Below are 20772 nucleotides of genomic sequence, written 5' to 3'. Positions count from 1 at the left end.
CTCAGCCGAAGAAGGGCAGCGGCTTCCGCTCGTAATTGTGGTGCCCCTCGACATAGCGCACCGTGCCCGACTTGCTGCGCATCACCATGGAATGGGTGATGGCGCCATGCGCCGTCCGCCGCACGCCGCGCAGCATCGGCCCGGTGGTGACGCCGGTCGCGGCGAACATCACCTCGCCCTGGGCCATCTCCTCGACGCTGTACTTGCGGTTAGGGTCGGTGACGCCCATGCCGCGCGCCCGCTCCACCTGCTCGTCATTCTCGAAGAGCAGCCGCCCCTGCAACTGCCCGCCGATGCAGCGCAGCGCCGCGGCGGCCAGCACGCCCTCCGGCGCGCCGCCCGAGCCGATATAGATGTCGATCCCGGTCTCCGGCTGGCTGACGGCGATGACGCCCGACACGTCGCCGTCGCCGAGCAGGGTAATCCGGGCGCCGGCTGCCCGGCAGGCCTTGATCATCGCCTTGTGCCGGTCGCGGTCCAGCGTGCAGACCATGAGGTCGCCCACCTCGCATTTCTTCGCCTTGGCAAGCGCCCGCAGGTTCTCCTCGACCGAGGCGTCGAGATCGACCAAGCCCTCCGGGAAGCCCGGCCCGATGGCGATCTTGTCCATGTAGATGTCGGGCGCATGCAGGAACCCGCCCTTCTCGGCGAGCGCCAGCGTGGCGATGGCGTTCGGCCCGCCCTTCGCCGTGATCGACGTGCCCTCCAGCGGATCGACGGCGATATCCACCTCCGGCCCGCCGAGCCCGATCTTCTCGCCGATATAGAGCATCGGCGCCTCGTCCATCTCGCCCTCGCCGATCACCACGGTGCCGGTGATGGCGACGGTGTCGAAGGCCCGCCGCATCGCATCCACCGCAGCGCCGTCGGCGGAGTTCTTGTCCCCGCGCCCGATCCATTGGGAGGCGGCGATGGCGCCCGCTTCCGTCACCCGCACCAGCTCCAGCGCCAGGTTGCGGTCGACGACCTTGCCGAGTGTGGCCGCAGACATGCTCTTCTCCCTTGTCTCTTAAAGCGCTTCGATGCGAATGAGCGCCGGCTTCTCCAGCACCGCATCCAGCCCGGCGATCCGGTCGAGGGCGGCCCGCATCGCCGCCTCCTCGCAATCATGCGTGGTGAGCACGACGGGCACCGCCTCGCCCGGCGCCCGCCCGCGTTGCAGCATCGATTCCAGACTGATCGCCCCGTCGCGCAGGATACCAGTCACATCCGCGATGACGCCGGGCCGGTCGAGCACCATCAGCCGCAGGTAATAGGCGCCGCGATGCCGCTCCATCGGCACCGCCGACGCCGCGTCCAAGGCGCCGCCCCAGACCGGCGTGTGCCGCCCACGCGCGATGTCGATGAGGTCGGCGACGACCGCGCTCGCCGTCGGCCCTGCCCCTGCCCCGCGCCCCTCGAGCATGACCCGCCCGACGAAGTCGCCCTCGGCAACGACGGCATTGAACACGCCATCCACCCGCGCGATGGGCGCGGCCACCGGCACCATGCAGGGATGCACCCGCGCCGAGATGCCCGCCTCGTCCCGCCCGGCGATGCCGAGCAGCTTGATCCGGTAGCCGAGCTCCCCGGCGAAGGCGATATCCATCGCCGTCACCTCGCGGATGCCCTCGACATGCACCGCGTCGAAATCCACCGGCCGCCCGAAGGCGAGCGCCGCAAGGATCGCCAGCTTATGCGCCGCGTCCACCCCGTCGATGTCGAAGGAGGGGTCCGCCTCCGCATAGCCGAGCGCCTGCGCCTCGGCCAGCACGTCGCCGAACTCCCTGCCCTGCTCGCGCATGGTGGTGAGGATGTAGTTGCAGGTGCCGTTGAGGATCCCCGCCACGCGCTTCAGCCGGTTGGCCGCCAGCCCCTCGCGCAGCCCCTTGATCGCCGGGATGCCGCCCGCGACGGCCGCCTCGAAGGCCAGCGGCACACGGTGCGCTTCCGCCATCTCGGCAATCGCCGCGCCATGCACTGCGAGCAGCGCCTTATTGGCGGTCACCACCGGCTTCCCGGCGGCGATGGCGGCCTCGACCAAGGCGCGGGCTGGCCCGTCGCTCCCGCCGATCAGCTCGACGACGACGTCGACGCCCGGATCGCCCGCCAGCGCCACCGGGTCGTCATGCCAGCGCAGCGCATCGAGGGCCACGCCCCGGTCCCGCCCCCGCGTCCGCGCCGAGACGGCGCCCACCGTGACCGGCCGCCCCGCCCGCGCCGCAACGATGTCGCCATTCTCCGCGAGCAGCTTCAGCACGCCCGCGCCGACCGTCCCAAGTCCCGCGATGCCGATCGAGAGGGGCTTGCTCATGCCGAAACCTGCTCCTTCTCGCCCGCCACCGGCCCAAGGTTGTCGCCCTGGAGGAAGCTGCGGATGCCCCGCAGCGCCTGCCGGATGCGCTGGTTGTTCTCGACCAGCGCGATCCGCACATGCCCATCGCCATGCTCGCCGAAGCCGAGCCCCGGCGCGACCGCCACCTTCGCCCGCGCCAGCAGCAGCTTGCTAAACTCGACGCTGCCCAGATGCCCGAACCGCTCCGGGATCGGCGCCCAAAGGAACATCGACCCGTCCGGCGAGGGCGTCTCCCACCCCGCCTGCCGCAGCCCCTTCACCAGCAGGTCGCGCCGCTCGCGGTAGAGCCGCCGCATCTCGGCGACGGTATCCTGCGGCCCGTTGAGCGCCGCCGTCGCCGCGATCTGGATCGGCGCGAAGGCGCCGTAATCCAGGTAGGACTTCACCCGCGTCAGCGCCTCGATCAGCCGCTCGTTGCCGGCCGCGAAGCCCATGCGCCAGCCCGGCATGTTGTAGGTCTTCGACAGCGAGGTGAACTCCACCGTCACCTCCTTGGCCCCCGGGACCTCCAGCACGGAAGGCGGGGGCGTCTCGCCGAAATAAAGCTCCGCATAGGCGAGGTCGGAGAGGATGAACAACTCATGCCGCCGGCAGAGCGCCACGAGGTCCCGGTAGAATTCGATGCTCGCCAGATGCGCCGTCGGATTGGACGGAAAATTGACGATCACGGCGGTCGGCTTCGGCACCGAATGCCTGACGGCCCGGTCGATCGCCGCCAGCATCTCGTCATCCGGCGTGCAGGGAAGGCTGCGCACCGAGGCCCCGGCGATGATGAAGCCGAACTGATGGATCGGGTAGGACGGGTTCGGCACCAGGATCGTATCGCCCGGCGAGGAGATCGCCTGCGCCAGGTTGGCCAGCCCCTCCTTGCTGCCGAGCGTTGCCACCACCTCCCGCTCCGGGTCGAGGATGACTCCGAAGCGCCGCTTGTAGTAGCCGGCCAAGGCCTTCCGCAGCCCTGGGATGCCCTTCGACATGGAGTAGCGATGCGTCCGCGGGTCCTGCACCGCCTCGACCAGCTTGGCGACGATATGCGGCGGGGTCGGGCTGTCCGGATTGCCCATGCCGAGGTCCACGATGTCCTCCGCGGCTGCTCGGGCCCGGGCCTTGGCGGCGTTCACTTCCGCGAAGACATAGGGCGGCAGGCGGCGGATGCGGTGGAATTCCTCGGTCATCGACATGGGTCCGATCGGGGTTGCGCCGGGCCTTGCAGCCACCCGGTCCGCCCCTATAGCCGTTTGCGCCGGCGCCCGCGAGGCTCCCGGCGAGGTCAAAGCCGCGGCGGCGGCGGTGGCGCTCCGAGCAGGTCGGGCGGCGGCGGCGCCGGGGCGAGATCCGGCATCGCCGGCGCCGCAGGCTCCTCCGGTACCAAGGGCGCGGCCCGGCCACGCCGCGGCGCGCCCTCGCTCCAGGGCACGGAGGGCGCCCCGGCGAGCGAGGCCCGCGGCGGCGGCGCAGCCGGAATCGTGGGGTCGCCCGGCGAGGCTGTCCCGAACCGCGCCGGCGCGGCGCGCGGCGCCAACGCCTCACGCGAGCGCTCCCGGTCGGCGGCCAGCGCGGCGGAGACGGCATCCCGCACCTCGGGCGGCGGCCGCTCCGGCCGTGGCGGCACGCTGGCGAGGTTCGGTCGCGGCCGGTCCATCCCCGGCGGCGCGGGCCGGTTCGCATCATCCTCGCCCGAGATCCGGCGATAGATCGCCACCGGATTGACATCCTTCGGCACGGTGCATCCGCCGAGCATCAGGACCAGCAGCACCCCCGCCCGCACGCTCCGCATCATCCGGCCTCCATCCGGCCGAAGCACTAGCCCGGAACCGGTTGACAGGGAAGCAACCCTGCGCCAGCAGCGGGGTTGGATGGCATAGCCCCAAGGGCTAGGATGCGCCATGGCCGACGAAAAGATCACCGAAAGCAACCAATTCCGGCTGCCCGACCCGGCGCTGGTGACCCGCACCATGTCCGAGGTCGCCGAGCGCGGCCAGCGGATCGTCGCCGACTTCCTCAAGCGCCAGCAGGACGGCACCGGCGCCGTGCCGGATCCGCTGAACATCGGCGGCGCCTTCCTCGAGATGACAACGCGGCTGATGGCCAACCCGGCGAGCCTGGTCCAGGCGCAGCTCGGCTTCTGGCAGGACTACCTGACCCTCTGGCAGAACACCGCGCGCCGCATGCTTGGCGAGGCCGCCGCACCCGTCATCGCCGAGGACCCGAAGGACCGCCGCTTCAAGGACGAGGCCTGGCGCGAGAACGAAGTCTTCGACTTCATCAAGCAGAGCTACCTGCTCTCCGCCCGCTACTTCCAGACCGTCGTCGGCAGCGTCGAGGGCCTCGACCAGAAGGCCGCGCAGAAGGTCGACTTCTACACGCGGCAATTCGTCGATGCGATGAGCCCGTCGAACTTCCTGCTGACCAACCCGGAGGTGCTGCGCAAGACCGCCGAGACGGGCGGTGAGAACCTGCTGAAGGGCCTCTCCCACCTCCTCGCGGACCTCGAGCGCGGCAAGGGGAAGCTCCGCATCCGCATGACGGATGACAGCAAGTTCCGCGTCGGCGAGAACATCGCGGTCACGCCCGGCAAGGTCGTCTACCAGAACGACCTGATGCAGCTCATCCAGTACGCCCCGACGACGGAGACGGTGCTGAAGCGCCCCCTAGTCATCTTCCCGCCCTGGATCAACAAGTTCTACATCCTGGACCTGCGGCCGAAGAACTCCTTCGTCAAATGGGCGACGGACCAGGGCCACACCGTCTTCGTCGTCTCCTGGGTGAACCCTGACGAGCACCTGGCCGAGAAAGGCTTCGACGACTACATGCGCGAGGGCGTCTACGCCGCGCTCGACGCCATCGAGCAGGCGACCGGCGAGCGCCAGGTCAACGCCATCGGCTACTGCCTCGGCGGCACGCTGCTGGCGACGACGCTCGCCCATATGGCCGCCAAGCGCGACACACGCGTCAAGACCGCCACCTACTTCGTCACGATGACCGATTTCGAGGAAGCCGGCGAGCTCAGCGTCTTCATCGACGAGGAGCAGCTCCGCGGCCTCGAGGAGAAGATGCAGCAGCGCGGCTATCTCGAGGGGCGCGAGATGGCGACGACCTTCAACATGCTCCGCGCCAACGACCTGATCTGGTCCTTCGTCGTCAACAACTACCTGCTCGGCCAGGAGCCCTTCCCCTTCGACCTGCTCTACTGGAACGACGATTCCACGCGGATGCCGGCGAAGATGCACAGCTTCTATCTCCGCCGCATGTACCAGGCGAACGACCTGGTGAAACCCGGCGAGCTTGAGCTGCTCGGCGTGAAGATCGACCTGCGCAAGATCAAGACGCCGAGTTACCTCATCTCGACGCGCGAGGACCACATCGCGCCCTGGAAATCCACCTACCGCGCGACGCAGATCTACGGCGGCCCGATCCGCTTCGTCCTCGCCGCTTCCGGCCATATCGCCGGCGTCGTCAACCCGCCCGGCAGCGGCAAGTACAGCCACTGGGTGAATGACAGCCTGCCGCCCGACCCGGAGCAATGGTTCGAGACCGCGACCGAACTCGCCGGCTCTTGGTGGCCCGACTGGCACCGCTGGATCACCGCGCAGGACAAGGGCGCCAAGGAGCAGGTCCCCGCCCGCATCCCCGGCTCCGGCGCCCTGCCGGCGCTCGAGGACGCACCCGGCAGCTACGTCAAGGTGCTCGGCGCCGACTGACCGAACAGGGCGAGGCGCCGCGCCGCGACCGGCGACAGCCCACCCTCCGCCACCCGCTCCACCGGCGGCAGCTCGGCCGCGAAATGGCAGGCGCTGCGATGCCCCGGCGCCACCTCCAGCGCCGGCGGCTCCACCTCGCGGCAAATGGCCTGCGCCAACGGGCAACGCGTATGGAAGCGGCAGCCCGAGGGCGGATTGAGTGGGCTCGGCACATCCCCCCCAAGCGGCGTCACCATCCCCCGCCGCCGCGGATCGGGGCGGGGGATCGCCGCCAGCAGCGCCCGCGTATAGGGATGCCGCGGATCGGCGAACAACCGCCGCGTCTCCGCAACCTCCACGATGCGCCCGAGATACATGACAGCCACCCGGTCCGCCATGTGCTTCACCACCGCCAGGTCATGCGCGATGAAGAGATAGGCGAGGCCGAACCGCGCCTGCAAATCCTTCAGCAGGTTGACCACCTGCGCCTGGATCGACACATCCAGCGCCGAGACCGGCTCGTCGCAGATGATCAACTCCGGCTGCACCGCCAGCGCCCGCGCGATGCCGATGCGCTGCCTCTGCCCGCCGCTGAACTCATGCGGAAACCGCCCCGCCTGCCACTCGGCCAGCCCCACCAGCCCCAGCAGCTCCCGCACCCGCGCCGCCCGGCTCGCCTTGTCGCCGATGCCATGGACGATCAGCGGCTCCTCGATCGCCTCCCCCACCGAGAGCCGCGGATTGAGGCTGGCGAAGGGATCCTGGAAGATGATCTGCGCCCGCCGCCGCATCCGCCTGAGCGCCCCACCCGACAGCCCGGTGGTATCCGCCCCGTCGATCCTGACGCGGCCCGCCGTCGGCTCGATCAGCCTGAGCGCCAGCCGCGCCGTGGTGGACTTCCCGCACCCGCTCTCGCCGACCAGCGCCAGCGTCTCCCCCCGTGCGAGCGCGAAGGACACCCCATCCACCGCCCTGACGACGCCGCCCTTCACCGGCCAGTGCCGCGCGACGCCCTCGAGCTCCAGCAGCGGCGCCGTCACGCCGCCAGCTCCACCGGCGCCCGGATACAGGCAACGCCATGCGCCAGCCCGATGTCGCGCAACACCGGCACCTCCTCCCGGCAGGCCTCGACGGCAAACGGACAACGCGGCGCAAACCGGCACCCCGGCGGCAGCGCGAAGGGCGGCGGCACGCTCCCCTCGATCGCCAGCAGCCGCGCCCTGTCCTCATCCAGCCGCGGCACGGAGCCGAGCAGCCCGATCGTATAGGGATGCTGCGGATCGTCGAACAGCGCAGCGACCGGCGCCCGCTCCACCACCCGCCCCGCATACATCACCGCCACCTCATCGGCCATCTCGGCGACCACGCCGAGATCATGCGTGATGAGGATGATCGCCATCCCCGTCTCCGCCTGCAGCGCCCGTAGCAGGTCGAGGATCTGCGCCTGCACCGTCACGTCGAGCGCCGTCGTCGGCTCATCGGCGATCAGCACCCGCGGATTGCAGGCCAGCGCCATGGCGATCATCACCCGCTGCCGCATGCCCCCCGAGAGCTGATGCGGATACTCCTCGAAGCGCCGCTCCGGCGACGGAATCCGCACCCGCCGCAACGCCTCGATCGCCCTCCCGCGCAAATCCCGTGCCCCCGGCTCATGCGCCCGCATCGCCTCGACGATCTGCGCGCCGATGCTGTGCACCGGATTGAGCGAGGTCATCGGCTCCTGAAAGATCATGGCAACCTGCCCGCCCCGCACCCGCCGCATCTCCCCGGGCGGGAGCGTCAACAGATCGCGCCCCTCCAGCACCACCCGCCCCGCATCGACGCACCCCGGCCTCGGCACCAGCCCCATCACCGAGAGCGACAGCACCGACTTGCCGCAGCCGCTCTCGCCGACGATGCCGAGCGTCCGCCCCCGCTCCAGCTCCAGATCGACACCATCGACCGCCGCGGCAGCGCCGAAGCGCGTCCGCAGTCCCTCGATGCGAAGGATCGCCTCCCCGCTCACGTCCAGAGGAAGCTCGGCGGCGCGATCTTCTCCGCCGGCCGATGCGCCCAGTCGCGCTCCGGCACCTCCGCCTCGCAGCGCTTCTGCGCCTCGTGCAGCTCGGCGGCGGCGGCCGGGTAGTCCATGGTCAGAACCTCGCCATCCTTCACCACCTGCCGCCCATCGACATAGACCGCGCGCAGCGCCCGATCGCCCGCGGCGTAGATGAGGCTCCGCACCGGGTCCCGCGCCGGCCGCATCTGCGGATGCGTCACATCCACCAGCACGAAGTCGGCCCGGCACCCCGCCGCCAACCGCCCGATGTCGTCGCGTCCCAGCGCCTTCGCCCCGCCGACCGTCGCCGCCTCGAACAGCTCGGTGGTGGAAATGCTCCGCGGGTCCGTCGCCTGCGTCCGAGCCAGATAGGCCGCGAGCCGCATCTCATCGAGCATGTTGTGCGGATAGGTATCCGTCCCGAGGCCCATGTTCACGCCCGAGCGTTTGTACCGCCCGAGATGCTTCAGCGTGATCCCCCGCCGTGCGAAGACGGTCGGGCAATGCGCGACGGTCGTCCCCGTCTCCGCCAGGATCTCGAGGTCCCGCCGCGTATGCCAGGGCGTCGAGGGATGATCGTCGAGGAAGATGCCATGCCCGATAATGGCCCGCTCATCGAGCAAGCCCTGCTCATGCAGCCACCCGATCGGCGTGAAGCCATGCCGCCGCGTGATCTCGTGGAATTCCGAGACCGACTGCGCTGCATGGATCTGCCAGGAGATGCCGCGCCGCCGCGCCTCGTCATGGCTGTCGCGCAGCAGCTCCGGCGTGCAGGTATCGATCTGCGCCGGCACCGCCATGCCGAAGAGCCGCCCGCTCTCATGCTGCTCGGCGCGCTCGACCAGGGTGAAGGCCTCCGCCATCGCCTTCTCGCCGGCGGCGGCATCCCACTCGTACTCCACCACATGCCCGTTCTTGGTGAACCACCGGGCCGAGCGGAACATCGGCGCGATGCAGACCCGCATGCCGCTCTCCGCCAGCAGGTCGAGCCAGCCCGGATGCGCCATCGACAGGTCGGCGACGGTGGTGACGCCCGAGAGCAGCAGCTCCGACAGCGCTACCTTCACGCAGCTATGCACCGCTCCCGGATCGGGCCGGAAGATCGGCAGGTACTCGTAGAGCGAGGAATTATAGAGCCCCGGCGTCCCCACCTCATCGGTGAAGCCCTTGTTCATCGGCTCCGAGGACGGGTGCGAATGGATGTTGACGAGCCCTGGCATCACCATCATGCCGGAGCCGCTGATCGTCTCATGCACCGGCCCCGCATAGTCGCGGCCGACGAAGAGCAGCTTGCCGTCCTCATAGGCGACATCGCCATTCGGCATGTAGACATGCTGCTTCCTGGCCTCGTCCCAGGCCAGGACGATATCCGCATTGCGGATGAGCGTGACGGACATGGTTTCTCTCCCTTACCTGGTCAGCCGGATATCGAGGCCCTTGTAGAGGGCGACGCCATAGATGCCATGCGCCCTGATGCCCTCGGCCCGCATCGAGGATGCGACCCAGAGCTGTTCCCGTGCCACCGGGAACCACACATTCGCAGCCGTCACCAGCCGCTGCGCCTCGGCGATCGCCGCCAGGCGCGCTGCGGGGTCGAGCGCCACCTTGGCCTGCTCCAGCGCCCGGTCGGTCGCCGGGTCGGACCAGTTCATCCGGTTCGGCGTCGGCCGGTTACGACTGTCGAAATAAAGCGAGAAGCCATCCGTCGCCGTCACATAGGGGTAGGACATCATGAAGGCGTCGAATTCCTGCGTCGCCAACCGCCCCCAGCCGACCGTCGCATCCCACATCTGAATCTTCATCTCGATGCCGACGCGCCGCAGGTCGGCCTGCATCGCCTCCAGCACCTGCCGGCTCTGCTGCGTGTTGATGACATAGGTGAGGAAGCTGGCGCGCTGCCCGTCCTTCACCCGCACATTGTCCGGCCCCATCCGCCAGCCGGCCTCGTCGAGCGTCCGCTTCGCCGCTTCCGGGTCGTAGCGCGGCACCAGCGTCGCGGCTTCGGCGTCATAGCCGGCGGTATTCGGATTGAGGTAGCTGTCGGCCGGCACCGCCGAGCCGAACCACACCGCCTGCACGATCGCCGCCCGGTTGACCGCCTGGTTGATCGCCCGCCGCACCGCCGGGTCGTTCATCACCGGCTTGTCCACCTTGAAGCCGACGAAATAGTCCCAGAAATAGTTCTCCTGCGTCGACATCCGGACCATGTTGGTCATCTGCCGAAGCTGGTTGATGGCGATGGGCGGGATGTACTGCGTCGCATCCGCCTGCCCCGTCTGCAGGGCGGCGAGCCGCGTTTGGCTCTCCGGCACCACGCGCCAGATCACCCGCTCCACCTGCGGCGAAGGGTTGCGGTAGATCGGCGGCCCCCAGCGGTAATTCGGATGGCGCGTCAGCACCAGCTCCTGCCGCGGCGTCCAGCTCGTCCAGCAATAGGGCCCCGTGCCGTTGAAGCCCTGCACGCCGAAATTCGCGCCCAGCTTCTCCACCGTCGCCTGATCGACGATGGAAGCGAAGAACAGGCTGAGCTGATACAGCAGCTCGCCGTATGGCTCCCGCAGCTCGTACTCGACGGTGTGGTCATCGACCGCCCGCACCTCCTTCACCGGCCCCGCCCGCCAGCGCACCGGGCTCCGCGTCGCCGGGTCGAGCCAGCGGTTGATGGTGTAGACCACGTCACGCGCGGTGAAGGGCTTGCCGTCGCAGAAGGTGACATCGCGCCGCAGATGGAAGGTATAGGTCTTGCCATCCGGCGAGACCTCCCATCGCTCCGCGAGCCCCGGCTTCACCGTCTTCATGTCCCAGTCGAGCGAGACCAGCGTATCGCTCATCATGTAGAGGCTCTCGCCCGCCGCCCGCGCCGTCGAGCGCGGCGGGTCGTAGTTATCGGCGTCGATCTCCCGCAGCACGATCAGCGTGTTGCGCGGCGCCGGCTGGGCGAGCGCGGTGCCGGCCGAGACGGCGAGCAGCGCGGCGGCAAGAAGCTGCTTCATGGACCTCTCCTCAGAAACGAAGCCGCGGGTCGAGCGCATCGCGCAGCGCATCCCCGAGCAGGTTGAAGGCGAGCGCGATGGCGAAGATGCCGATGCAGGGGATCACTGCGATATGCGGCGCGAAGAACAGGAAATTTCGTCCCTCGCTCGCCATCGCCCCGAGCTCCGCCATCGGCGGCTGCGCCCCCAGCCCGAGGAATGACAAGGCCGAGCCGAGCAGGATCACCTGCCCGAAGCGCAACGTGGTGAAGACGAAAATGGCGGAGAGGCAATTGGGCGCCAGATGCCGCCAGATCAGCCGCGCATCCGTCATGCCGATGGCCCGCGCCGCCTCGATATAGTCGAGCCGCATGGTGACGAGCGCGCTGCCCCGTGCGATCCGCGCCATCAGCGGCACGGTGGCGATGGCCAGCGCCAGGATCACGCTCGACAGCCCCGGCCCGAAGATCGCGGCGATGGCGAGCCCGACGAGAATGGCCGGAAAGGACAGCATCATGTCCATCAGCCGCATGATCGGCCCATCCAGCCAGCGCTGGTAGAAGGCCGCCAGGAACCCCAGCAGCACCCCCACCACGCCCCCCGCCGCCGTCGCCACGAAGCCCATCATCAGCGAGGCCCGCAGCCCGAACAGCATCCGCGTGATGAGGTCCCGCCCCTGCGCATCCGCGCCGAGCAACAGCCCCGGCGTCCCCGGCGGCTTCATCGACAGCGCGAGATTGTTGTCGAAAGGATCGGTCGGCGCGATCCACGGCGCCAGCACCGCCGCCAGGATCATCGCCACGACGAAGCCGAGCGCCACCGCCGCCGCCGGATCGCGTAGCAACCGCATCAGCAGCCCCGCCCGCTTCGGCGGCGCGATGGCGTTCATGCCGCCCTCATGCGCGGATCGAGCGCCGCATAGAGCAGATCGACAAACAGATTGATCAGGATGAACCCCGCCGAGAGCACGATGATCGTCCCCTGCGCCATCGGCAGATCAGAAGACAGGATCGCCCCCACCGCCAGCCGCCCGACGCCCGGCCAGGAGAAGACCGTCTCCGTCACCACCGCGCCGCCCAGCAGGAAGCCGATCTGCAACCCGATCAGCGTGACGACGGGGATCAACGCATTCCGCAACGCATGCGCGGTGACGACGCGCCGCTCCGTCAACCCCTTCGCCCGCGCCGTCCGCACATGATCGGTGGAGAGCACATCGAGCACCGCCGTCCGCGTCATCCGCGAGACCGGCCCGATGAACACGCCGCCAAGCGTCAGCGCCGGCAAGGCAATCGCCTTCAACCCCTCGACGCTCCAGAGCGGCCCCCCTCGCCCGGTAAACGGCAACAACTGCCACTGGAACCCGACGAACCAGATCAGCAGCAGCCCGAGGAAGAACACCGGCACCGACCCGCCCGCGACGCTGAAGGCCAGCACCGCCCGATCCACCACCTTCCCCCGCCAATAGGCCGCGACGGTACCGAGCAGGATGCCGATGGGGATCGCCCAAATGAGGCTCGCCACCATCAGCTCCAGCGTCGGCCCGATGGTCGCCCCCAGCTCCTGCGTCACGGGGACATTGTTGATGATGGAGACGCCGAGGTCGCCCTGCGCCAGCCGCCACAGATACAGCCCGAACTGCACGTAGAGCGGCTTGTCGAGCCCGAGGTCGCGCCGGATCGCCTCCACGACGTCGGGGCTCGCCGTCGGACCCGCCCGCACCGTCGCCGCATCCGTCGGCACCACCTGCATCAGCAGGAAGCCGATCAGCAGCACCCCGAGCAGCACCGGCACCACCAGCGCCACCCGCCGCATCGCATGGCGCAGCATCAGGCCATCTCGCCATGCCGGTCGAAGATCGCCTTACCCTCGCGCAGCGTCAGGTCCGCTTGCACATCGAGCACCGCCTCCGCCTCCATGGCGAAGACATCCCCCGACAGCACCGCGATATCCGCCTGCATCCCCGGCTCCAGCGTGCCACGGCGCTCTTCGGCGAATTGTGTGTAGGCCCCGCACCATGTCTGGCAATGCACCGCCTGCTCCGCCGTCAGCGCCTCCTCGGCGCCCAGCACAGTCCCCTTGTTCGTCTTGCGCGTCAGCATGGTGAAGAGGTTGATGAAGGGATCGACCGTCGAGACCGGGCAATCCGACGACGCCGCCGGATGGTGCCCTTCCTCCAGCCAGGTCCGCATCGGATAGGCGTACTCGCTCCGCTCCCGCCCGAGATTGGCGATGTAGGTATCGCCGAACTCGTAGACGAAGACCGGCTGCGGCACCGGCAGGATGCCGCGCGCCTGCATCCGCCGCCGCTGGTCGCGCGTCACGAAGCCGCAGTGCTCGATCCGGTGCCGCCGCCCGTCGAAGGGATGCGCCGCGCTGTCCGCCGCCTCCATCCCCAGCAGAACCTGCTCGATCGCCGCATCGCCGATCGCATGGATGTCGAGCTGCCAGCCCTGCTCATGATAGCGCCGCAGCAGCGCATGCATGGTCTCGTCGGGGAAGGTGAAGACGCCGCGCGTATCCGCCGGCACATACCGGTCGAAGAAGGCCGCCGTCAGCCCGCCGGCGCTGCCGTCCGCGAAGACCTTCACCGCCCCCCAGCGCAGCGAATCGTCGCCCGCCATCGGCCTCAGCCCCGCCTCCCAGGCCGCCTCCGCGATACCCTCCGGGTTCCCCGCCAGCACCTGCCACATGCGCAGCGGCAGCCGCCCGTCGCGCTTCGCCGCCTCATAGGCCGCGACCTCGTCCATCCCCGCCGTCATGCCGACATTCATATCCGTCGCCGAGGCGAAACCCATCGCCGCGAGGTTGCGGCAGGCCGCCTCGATGGCATCCATCATCCGCGCCTCATCCGGCTTCGGAATGGCGGCGGAGACCAGCCGCATCGCCCGCTCCTGCACCAACCCCGTCAGCCCGCCACCGCGCCGCTCGATGACGCCGCCCTCCGGATCGGGCGTGTTGTGCCCAACCCCAGCCGCCCTGAGCGCCGCACCATTGGCCACCGCCATATGCCCGCAGGTCCTGACGATCCACACCGGGTTGTCCGGCGCCGCCGCATCCAGCTCCGCCGATGTCGGATGCCGCCCCACATCGAGCGCGCTGTGGTCATAGCCACGCCCCAGCACCCAGGCCCCCTTCGGCGCCGTCCGCGCCGCCGCCCGGATTCGCCCGAGCACCTCGTCGAGGCTCGTCACCTCCTCTGCCCGCAGGTTCACCTGCGCCAGTCCGAGGCCGTAGGGCAGCAGATGCATATGCGCCTCGTTGAAGGCCGGGATGGCGACGCGCCCGCCGAGCTTGATGCGCCGCGTCCCCGCCCCCACCGCCGCATCCACCTCCTCGCGCGTGCCGACGGCGACGACGCGCCCGTCCCTCACCGCCACCGCCTCGGCGAACCCTCCCGCCAGCCCGCGGAAGATGCGTCCCTCCAGCAGCAGATCGGCACTCATCCAGGCTCCTCCCTCTCGCCCGCCGATGCTCCGCCACCCCCGCAGGCGGCGTCAACCGCCCTTGCCGCCCCCTCGTTCCGCCGCGAGACTGCCGCTGCCCATCACCGCAGCAGGACGACCCGATGCCCGCCCCCTCCCGCATCACCCGGCTCCTCGCCGGCGCCGCCCTCGCCGCGCTCTGCGCCCTCCCCGCCGCCGCGCAGACGCTTCGCGTCGTGCTCGTCAACGACCTGGCCAGCCTCGACCCGGTGCAATCGACGGCCGCCTTCGTCCGCAACCACGGCTTCATGGTCTACGACCAGCTCTTCGCCCTCGACAGCAAGGGCGAGCCCCAGCCACAGATGGTCGACAGCTTCGAGCGCTCGCCGGACGGCATGCGCTGGCGCTTCACGCTGCGCGAGGGTCTCGCCTTCCATGACGGCAGCCCCGTCCGCGCCGCCGACGCCGTCGCCTCCATCAGGCGCTGGGCCCAGCGCGACGTTGTCGGCCGCGCCCTCGCCGCCGCCACCGGCTCGCTCGAGGTCGTCGATGAGAAGAGCTTCACCCTCACCCTCGCCCGCCCCTTCGCCCTGGTGACTGAGGCTCTGGCTCGCCCCACCGCCAGCGCCCTCTTCGTCATGCCCGAGCGCCTGGCGCAAACGCCCGCCACCACCGCCATCACCGAGGCGACGGGCTCCGGCCCCTTCGTCTTCGAGCCGCGCGAGTGGCAGTCCGGCAACCGCGCCGTCTACCGCCGCAACCCCGCCTACCGCCCGCGCCCCGAGCCGGCGGATGGCCTCGCCGGCGGCAAGCGCGTACTAATCGAGCGCCTCGAATGGCTCGCCATGCCCGATGCCGCGACAGCCGCCGCCGCGCTGCAATCCGGCGAGATCGACTTCCTCGAAGTCCCCTCCCCCGACATCATCCCGACGCTGGAGCGCAACCGCGCCATCCGCCTCTTCCCGCTGAACCCCATCGGCTCCGTCGTCTGGCTGCGCATCAACCACACCCAGCCGCCCTTCAACGATCCGCGCGCTCGCCGCGCCCTGCTCTACCTGGTGAACCAGCAGGAGAACGAGCAGGCGATCGGCGTCCGCCCCAGCGAGCAGATCCCCTACTGCCCCGCCTATTTCCTCTGCGGGACGCCGCTCGAAAGCGCCGCCGGCGCCGAGGGCCTACGCGAGGCCAACCCGGACCGCGCCCGCGCCCTGCTGCGCGAGGCCGGCTATGACGGCCGCAAGGTCGTCTTCCTCAACGCCACCGACAGCCCCGCCAACAACGCGGTGACGCTGACCATGGCCGAAGCCTTCCGCCGCGGCGGGCTGAACATGGACGTGCCTTCGATGGACTGGGCCACCCTCACCCAGCGCCGCAACCGGCGCGAGCCGCAGGACCAGGGCGGCTGGAACCTCTTCGTCACCATCGCCAACGTTCTCGACGCCCAGAACCCCCTGACCAACCTCTACCTCGCCAGCCCCTGCGAGGGCGGCCTCGCCGGCTGGCCCTGCGACGAGGAGCTGGAACGCCTCCGCCGCGCCTGGTGGGAAGAGCCGGATGCGACCAAGCGCCACGCCCTGCTGGAGCAGGTCCATGCCCGCGCCTACCAGGTCCTGCCCTACATCAATGCCGGCCAGTACCGCACGCTGAGCGCCCGCCGCGCCAATATCGAGGGCATCCGCCCCACCACCATCCCCGTCTTCTGGGGCGTCGAGAAGAAGTAGACCAAAGCGCGGGCACCGATGCCGCCCTCGCGCGTTCCAGCCCGGAACGAGAGAGGAGAGTACCGACCATGAGCGAGAACCGGATGGAAGGCAGCGGCGCCGCCGCGGTGGGCGCCCACAGCAAGGATGCGATGCAGTCCGGCGCCATGCCCGGCGGCCGCCCGCAGGGCGTCGACCCCTCGGCAGTTGGCCAGAAGCCGGGCGGCGCTGACGACACCATGCAGAAGGCCCGCGAGATGGCCGGCGAGGCCAAGGGCTTTGCCGACGACGCTGCCAGCAGCGCCCGCGGCCTGGCCGACGAGGCCCGCGAGCGCGTCGGCGAATACAGTGCCCAGGCCGGCCAGATGGCCCGCCAGGCCGGCGACAGCCTCTCCGAGGCCGGCAGCCAGGCCTATCGCCAAAGCCAGCAGGCGGCCGACTACCTCAACGACCGCGTGCGCGAGGAACCGCTGCTCGCCCTGCTCGGCGCCGGCGCCATCGGCTTCGTGCTCGGCCTGCTGATCGCTAGGCGATAAGACGGGCGCGCCGGTAGGCCAGCCCTACCGGCGCCCCACCCACCCCGAGGCCTAGTCCTTGTAGTCCGGCTGCTCCCGGTCGAGCTTCCGCCGCAGCGCCTGCCAGGGCAGCCAGCCCTTGGTCGGCCCGGTGCTGAACTGCGCTCGCGTCCGCGCCACTGTCTCGGCCGAAGGCAGCGCCAGCGGCACGCCGGAGGCCTGCGCCGCGAGCTGGATGCGGCAGCTCTGCTCCAGATACCACATCCAGTAGAAGGCCTCGCGCACCGTCCGCCCGACCGTCAGCAGGCCGTGATGGCGGAGGATCATGCAGGGCTTGTCGCCCAGGTCCCGCACCAGCCGCTCGCGCTCGGACAGGTTGTCGTCGGCGGCCACGCCCTCGTAGTCGTGGAAGGCGACCCGCCCGTCGAACTCCATGCTGATCTGGTTCAGCGGCAGCAACGCCCCCTGCTGCGCCGCGACCGCCATGCCGGCCAGCGTATGCGTGTGCATCACGCATTGGGCATCCTCGCGGCCGAGATGCACGGCGGAATGGATGACGAAGCCCGCCGGATTCACCGGCCAGTCCGTCCTCTGCGCCGGCTGCCCTTCCGCATCGACGACAACGAGGGAGGAGGCGGTGATCTCCTCGAAGAGCAGCCCGTAGGGATTGACGAGGAACCGATGCCCCGGCCCGGGAATGCGCACCGAAAGATGGGTGAAGACCAGATCGGTCATGCCGAAGAGGGCGATCAGCCGGTAGGCCGCGGCCAGCTCCTCGCGTAGCTCCCCCTCGTCGGGAATGTGGTTGGGGTCCGGCCGGACCGGCGGCTGCGGTAGGGCCATGCTCAATACCCCTTCTCGTGGTCGTACAGGTTGGGCAGCCCCTCGCCCCGCTCGAGTCCGGCGATGGCCGCGGCAACCGCCGCCGCCCGCTCCGCCCGGCTCGGCAGGCTGGCGACATGCGCGGTGACGATCGCCCGCGGGTGGACCCAGAGCGGATGCTCCTCCGGCAGCGGCTCCGGCTCGAACACGTCGATCACGGCGCCGGAGAGCTGCCCATCCTCCAGCGCAGCGAGGATGTCCTCCAGCCGCTGCTGCATCCCCCGCCCGACGCCGATATAGCCGGCGCCGCGCGGCAGCCGGCCGAGCGTCGCCGCATCGATGATCCCTCTCGTCTCCGCCGTCGCCGGCAGCAGGCAGACGAGGATGTCCGTCCGGGCGAGAAAGGCCTCCAGCTCCGCAGGCCCGGCATGGCTTTCCACGCCAGGCACCGATTTCCGCCCGCGCGACCAGCCGTTCACCGGGAAGCCGATCCCCCGCAGCATCCGCGCCGCCTGGCTGCCCATGCTGCCGAGCCCCATGATCCCCACGGTTCGCTGACTTGCCCGGTAGGGCGGCTCGACGAAATCCCAGCGCCGTTCCGCCTGGGCGATCGCCATCCGCCGCCCCTCCCGCAGCAGCGAGAGCGCCGCCCAGCAGACATACTCCCCCATCCGCTCCGTCGCCTCGGGAATGCTCATCCGAACGAGCGGCACCTGCCGCGGATAGCGGGGGTCTGCAACGATGCCGTCCACCCCGGCGCCGGAGCCGAAGACCGTCCGCAGATGCGGCATGGCAGCGAGCCGCCCCGGTTCCGGGTCCCAGACCAGGGCGTAGTGGACCTCTTCCGGCCGCAGCCCCGGCTCGTCCCACCAGCGGACTTCCAGCCCCGGCGCGCAGGCGGCGAAGCAGTCCCGCCACTCCGCCATGGCGGCCTCGCCCCCGGACTTCACCACCAGCACCGCCATCAGCACCTCGCCCCCGGTTCAACCGTCGCCGAGCATACTCCAGGCCGCACCCTGCACCCATCCGGCGAAGGCCGACGCTGGCAGCAACGCAGCCAGGCGGGAAGCCCGCCATGCACCGCCATCCTCCCTCCGGCTGGCGGGAAGCCGCCGAACGGCCGGACTGCGCCGACCCACTTCCCCGCCCGGCCCGCATGGAGGTCACCGGCAGCGGCCGTGCCCGTTCTTGCGCCGCGCCGGTACCGGACGGCGCCAGCGGGCCTGCTTCCTGGCGGCTTGCCCTTTCTGACCAGCCCCCGCTATTCCGGCGATCCGAACCGGTGCTGCCTCTTATCGGCGGCCGGCACCGGCCTGCGCGACCGCAGGGTGGCGGCGGCATGACCCCTCCCCGGCCAAGGACCATCGCATGACCGACGAAGCGCCCCTCCACGACCGCCTGCTCCGCGCCAATCTGGAGCGCGTCTTCAATGAGCGCGATGCCGCCCGCCGCGCCGACGCCATGGCCGAGCTCTATGTCGCCGAGCCGGTGATGTACGAGCCCGACAAGGTGGTCGCAGGCCGGGAGGCCATCGCCGCCGTCGCCGGCGCCCTGCTCGAAGGCTTCGGCCCCGGCTTCCGCTTCACCCCGGAGAAGGGCCCCGCGCTCGGCCATCACGGCATGGCCGTCCTTCGCTGGCATGCCGGCCCTGAGGGAAGCCCGGCCGCGATCAGCGGCGCCGACCTCGCCGAGATCGCCGATGGCCGCATCGCCCGGCTCTGGGTGCTGCTCGATCCGCAATGGGGCTGAGGCTTGCCATCCCGGCCGCTGCGCGCTATAGGATTATCCGCTCAAGGCTGACCTATGCCCCGCGCCTCGGCCCCGCCTCAATCCTTCAAACTTTAAATTGCCGGCGGAAGTCCGAGGCTTTTCAAAGGCCTATGGCCTCGTCCGTCTTGAGGCGCCGCGGCCCCGGCCGCACCGGAACCCTTGTTGTGTCCTACACCGTCCACGAGCTCTTCCTGACCGCCCAGGGCGAGGGTGCCAATCTTGGCCGCACCGCCGTCTTCATCCGCTTCGCCGGCTGCAACCTCTGGTCCGGCCGCGAGGAGGACCGGGCCGATGCCGTCTGCCGCTTCTGCGACACCGAATTCCGGGGCGGCGAGAAATACGGCCTGGAGGCGCTGGTCGCTGCCGCCGTCGCCCTTTGGCCCATCGGGGCGTCCGACCGTTTCTGCGTCCTGACCGGCGGCGAACCCTTGTTGCAGGTCGATGCGCCCCTCCTGGACGCGTTGCACGCCGCCGGCTTCACCGTCGCCATCGAGACCAATGGCACCCAGCCCCTGCCCGGCCCGGTCGATTGGGTCTGCGTCAGCCCCAAGGCCGGTGCCCCGCTGGCCCTGGCACGGGCGGACGAGCTGAAGCTGGTTTATCCGCAAGCCGGGATCGACCCGGCGGAGTTCCGCGCCTTTCCGGCGCTGCACCGCTGGCTTTCCCCCATGGATGGGCCCGCGCTCGCCGGGAACACCGCAGCGGCGGCCGCCTACTGCCTCGGCCACCCCGAATGGCGCCTCAACATCCAGGCGCACAAGGCCTGGGGCATCCGCTGACCGGAACGGGCGGCCAGCCTTCGACGCGGACCGCCATCCCGGACGCCGCGGGTCGCCGGCGTCGTCGCCTCCCTTGATGGATCAACCGGGTGGTGGGGGTTGGGAATACGGGCCGGCAGCGCCTCGGTGACGGCTGAACTCACGACCGCTCAACCGCCAGGTCGAGGCTGGCGCCAGCCTTAGCCCCAGTCGTAGCGTGCCATGATCGCCAGCGCCTCGGCCCTGAGCAGATCGCCGCGGATCTCGGGCATCCGCCAGCCGGGGCGGCCGGTGGCCCAAGCTGCGGCACCGGTCAGGTCCGCATCGAAAAGGCGCTTCGCCCCAGGGACTTCCGTGCCGCGCGCCGCGAAGACCACGCGGCGCAGGCCGAGCTGGGTGATGGCGCAGCTGCACATCAGGCAGGGCTCGCAGCTCGTGTAGAGCGTGCAGTCGGCGAGGCGCCGCCGGTCGCCGAGCCGGGCCCAGGCATCGCGCAGTGCCACCACCTCGCCATGCGCCGTCGCATCCCCGTCGGCGGCGACGGTGTTGTGGCCTTCGCCCGCCACCTGGCCGGCGGCATCGACCACCACGGCGCCGAAGGGCGCCTGGCCCGCCGTCAGTGCAGCCTCAGCCATCGCCAGAGCCCGGCGCATGAAGAAGTCCTCGTCCTGCATCGGCCTGCCTCCTTCTCCGCCTGGCAACGCCCCGGCCACGCTGGCGTCCCGCCGCCCATGGAGGGATGCTCGCGGCAAGGAGGAAA

Annotated in this window: 19 protein-coding genes; 5 read left to right on the top strand and 14 right to left on the bottom strand. The window is 70.2% G+C overall.

Annotated elements, in window-relative coordinates; translation table 11 throughout:
- Position 1: 1 nt before the first annotated feature.
- The 4 genes from glpX to LH62_RS18360 all read right to left on the bottom strand — a co-directional run bounded on the left by glpX (position 2) and on the right by LH62_RS18360 (position 4115).
- Positions 2–991, bottom strand: coding sequence for a class II fructose-bisphosphatase (gene glpX, locus LH62_RS18375; RefSeq protein WP_043363534.1), 990 nt, complete (start codon positions 989–991; stop codon positions 2–4).
- Between the two features lie 18 nt (positions 992–1009).
- Complete coding sequence (locus tag LH62_RS18370) at positions 1010–2293, bottom strand: homoserine dehydrogenase (RefSeq protein WP_043363533.1); 1284 nt, start codon at positions 2291–2293, stop codon at positions 1010–1012.
- Positions 2290–3510, bottom strand: a complete 1221-nt coding sequence (locus LH62_RS18365; RefSeq protein WP_043366118.1) for an LL-diaminopimelate aminotransferase — start codon at positions 3508–3510, stop codon at positions 2290–2292. Before LH62_RS18365 ends, LH62_RS18370 begins: the two co-directional genes overlap by 4 nt.
- Before the next feature lie 95 nt (positions 3511–3605).
- Complete coding sequence (locus LH62_RS18360) at positions 3606–4115, bottom strand: hypothetical protein (protein WP_043363532.1); 510 nt, start codon at positions 4113–4115, stop codon at positions 3606–3608.
- Between the two features lie 106 nt (positions 4116–4221).
- On the opposite strand from LH62_RS18360, the gene LH62_RS18355 reads away from it, so the two are divergent.
- Entirely contained in the window at positions 4222–6036 is a 1815-nt protein-coding gene (locus LH62_RS18355; RefSeq protein WP_043363530.1) for an alpha/beta hydrolase, read from the top strand.
- Here the strand turns inward: LH62_RS18355 and LH62_RS18350 are convergent.
- Genes LH62_RS18350 through LH62_RS18320 form a run of 7 tightly spaced genes read right to left on the bottom strand, consistent with a single transcriptional unit; the run spans position 6009 to position 14468 of the window.
- Positions 6009–7055: an ABC transporter ATP-binding protein gene (locus tag LH62_RS18350; RefSeq protein ID WP_043363529.1), complete on the bottom strand. Its 1047-nt coding sequence runs from the start codon at positions 7053–7055 to the stop codon at positions 6009–6011. The genes LH62_RS18355 and LH62_RS18350 overlap by 28 nt on opposite strands.
- Positions 7052–8020, bottom strand: a complete 969-nt coding sequence (locus LH62_RS18345) for an ABC transporter ATP-binding protein (protein WP_043363528.1) — start codon at positions 8018–8020, stop codon at positions 7052–7054. Before LH62_RS18345 ends, LH62_RS18350 begins: the two co-directional genes overlap by 4 nt.
- Positions 8017–9450 (bottom strand): amidohydrolase family protein, encoded by a 1434-nt coding sequence (locus LH62_RS18340; RefSeq protein ID WP_043363526.1) that lies wholly within the window; start codon positions 9448–9450, stop codon positions 8017–8019. Before LH62_RS18340 ends, LH62_RS18345 begins: the two co-directional genes overlap by 4 nt.
- A 12-nt stretch (positions 9451–9462) precedes the next feature.
- Positions 9463–11046 (bottom strand): ABC transporter substrate-binding protein, encoded by a 1584-nt coding sequence (locus tag LH62_RS18335; RefSeq protein ID WP_043363525.1) that lies wholly within the window; start codon positions 11044–11046, stop codon positions 9463–9465.
- 10 nt (positions 11047–11056) lie between these two features.
- Positions 11057–11914, bottom strand: coding sequence for an ABC transporter permease (locus tag LH62_RS18330; protein ID WP_043363524.1), 858 nt, complete (start codon positions 11912–11914; stop codon positions 11057–11059).
- Entirely contained in the window at positions 11911–12852 is a 942-nt protein-coding gene (locus tag LH62_RS18325; RefSeq protein ID WP_043363523.1) for an ABC transporter permease, read from the bottom strand. The genes LH62_RS18330 and LH62_RS18325 overlap by 4 nt, the downstream gene beginning before the upstream one ends.
- Positions 12852–14468 carry an amidohydrolase gene (locus tag LH62_RS18320; protein WP_043363522.1) on the bottom strand — a complete coding sequence of 539 codons (1617 nt, stop codon included), beginning with the start codon at positions 14466–14468 and terminating at the stop codon, positions 12852–12854. Before LH62_RS18320 ends, LH62_RS18325 begins: the two co-directional genes overlap by 1 nt.
- 122 nt (positions 14469–14590) lie before the next feature.
- Here LH62_RS18320 and LH62_RS18315 point away from each other — a divergent pair, with 122 nt between their 5' ends.
- Both LH62_RS18315 and LH62_RS28540 read left to right on the top strand, forming a co-directional pair.
- Positions 14591–16168, top strand: a complete 1578-nt coding sequence (locus LH62_RS18315) for an ABC transporter substrate-binding protein (protein WP_043363521.1) — start codon at positions 14591–14593, stop codon at positions 16166–16168.
- Between the two features lie 68 nt (positions 16169–16236).
- On the top strand, positions 16237–16683 hold the full coding sequence (locus LH62_RS28540) for a YqjD family protein (protein WP_052214659.1): 447 nt from the start codon (positions 16237–16239) through the stop codon (positions 16681–16683).
- Between the two features lie 51 nt (positions 16684–16734).
- Here the strand turns inward: LH62_RS28540 and LH62_RS18305 are convergent, their stop codons facing one another.
- Positions 16735–17505 carry a class II aldolase/adducin family protein gene (locus LH62_RS18305; RefSeq protein WP_052214658.1) on the bottom strand — a complete coding sequence of 257 codons (771 nt, stop codon included), beginning with the start codon at positions 17503–17505 and terminating at the stop codon, positions 16735–16737.
- Positions 17506–17507: 2 nt separating this feature from the next.
- Positions 17508–18449 carry a glyoxylate/hydroxypyruvate reductase A gene (locus LH62_RS18300; protein WP_043363520.1) on the bottom strand — a complete coding sequence of 314 codons (942 nt, stop codon included), beginning with the start codon at positions 18447–18449 and terminating at the stop codon, positions 17508–17510.
- Between the two features lie 403 nt (positions 18450–18852).
- Between LH62_RS18300 and LH62_RS18295 the strand changes: the two genes are divergently transcribed.
- Positions 18853–19233 carry a nuclear transport factor 2 family protein gene (locus tag LH62_RS18295; protein ID WP_043363519.1) on the top strand — a complete coding sequence of 127 codons (381 nt, stop codon included), beginning with the start codon at positions 18853–18855 and terminating at the stop codon, positions 19231–19233.
- Between the two features lie 185 nt (positions 19234–19418).
- Positions 19419–20033: a 7-carboxy-7-deazaguanine synthase gene (gene queE / locus LH62_RS18290; protein ID WP_043363517.1), complete on the top strand. Its 615-nt coding sequence runs from the start codon at positions 19419–19421 to the stop codon at positions 20031–20033.
- A gap of 179 nt (positions 20034–20212) precedes the next feature.
- On the opposite strand, the gene LH62_RS18285 is transcribed toward queE, so the two are convergent.
- A complete protein-coding gene (locus LH62_RS18285) occupies positions 20213–20686 on the bottom strand; it encodes a nucleoside deaminase (RefSeq protein WP_043363516.1) in 474 nt (157 codons plus the stop codon).
- Positions 20687–20772: the final 86 nt, after the last annotated feature.

Source organism: Belnapia sp. F-4-1, from assembly GCF_000802185.1.
GTDB lineage: Bacteria > Pseudomonadota > Alphaproteobacteria > Acetobacterales > Acetobacteraceae > Belnapia.
This window is presented reverse-complemented; position numbering and strand designations above follow the sequence as displayed.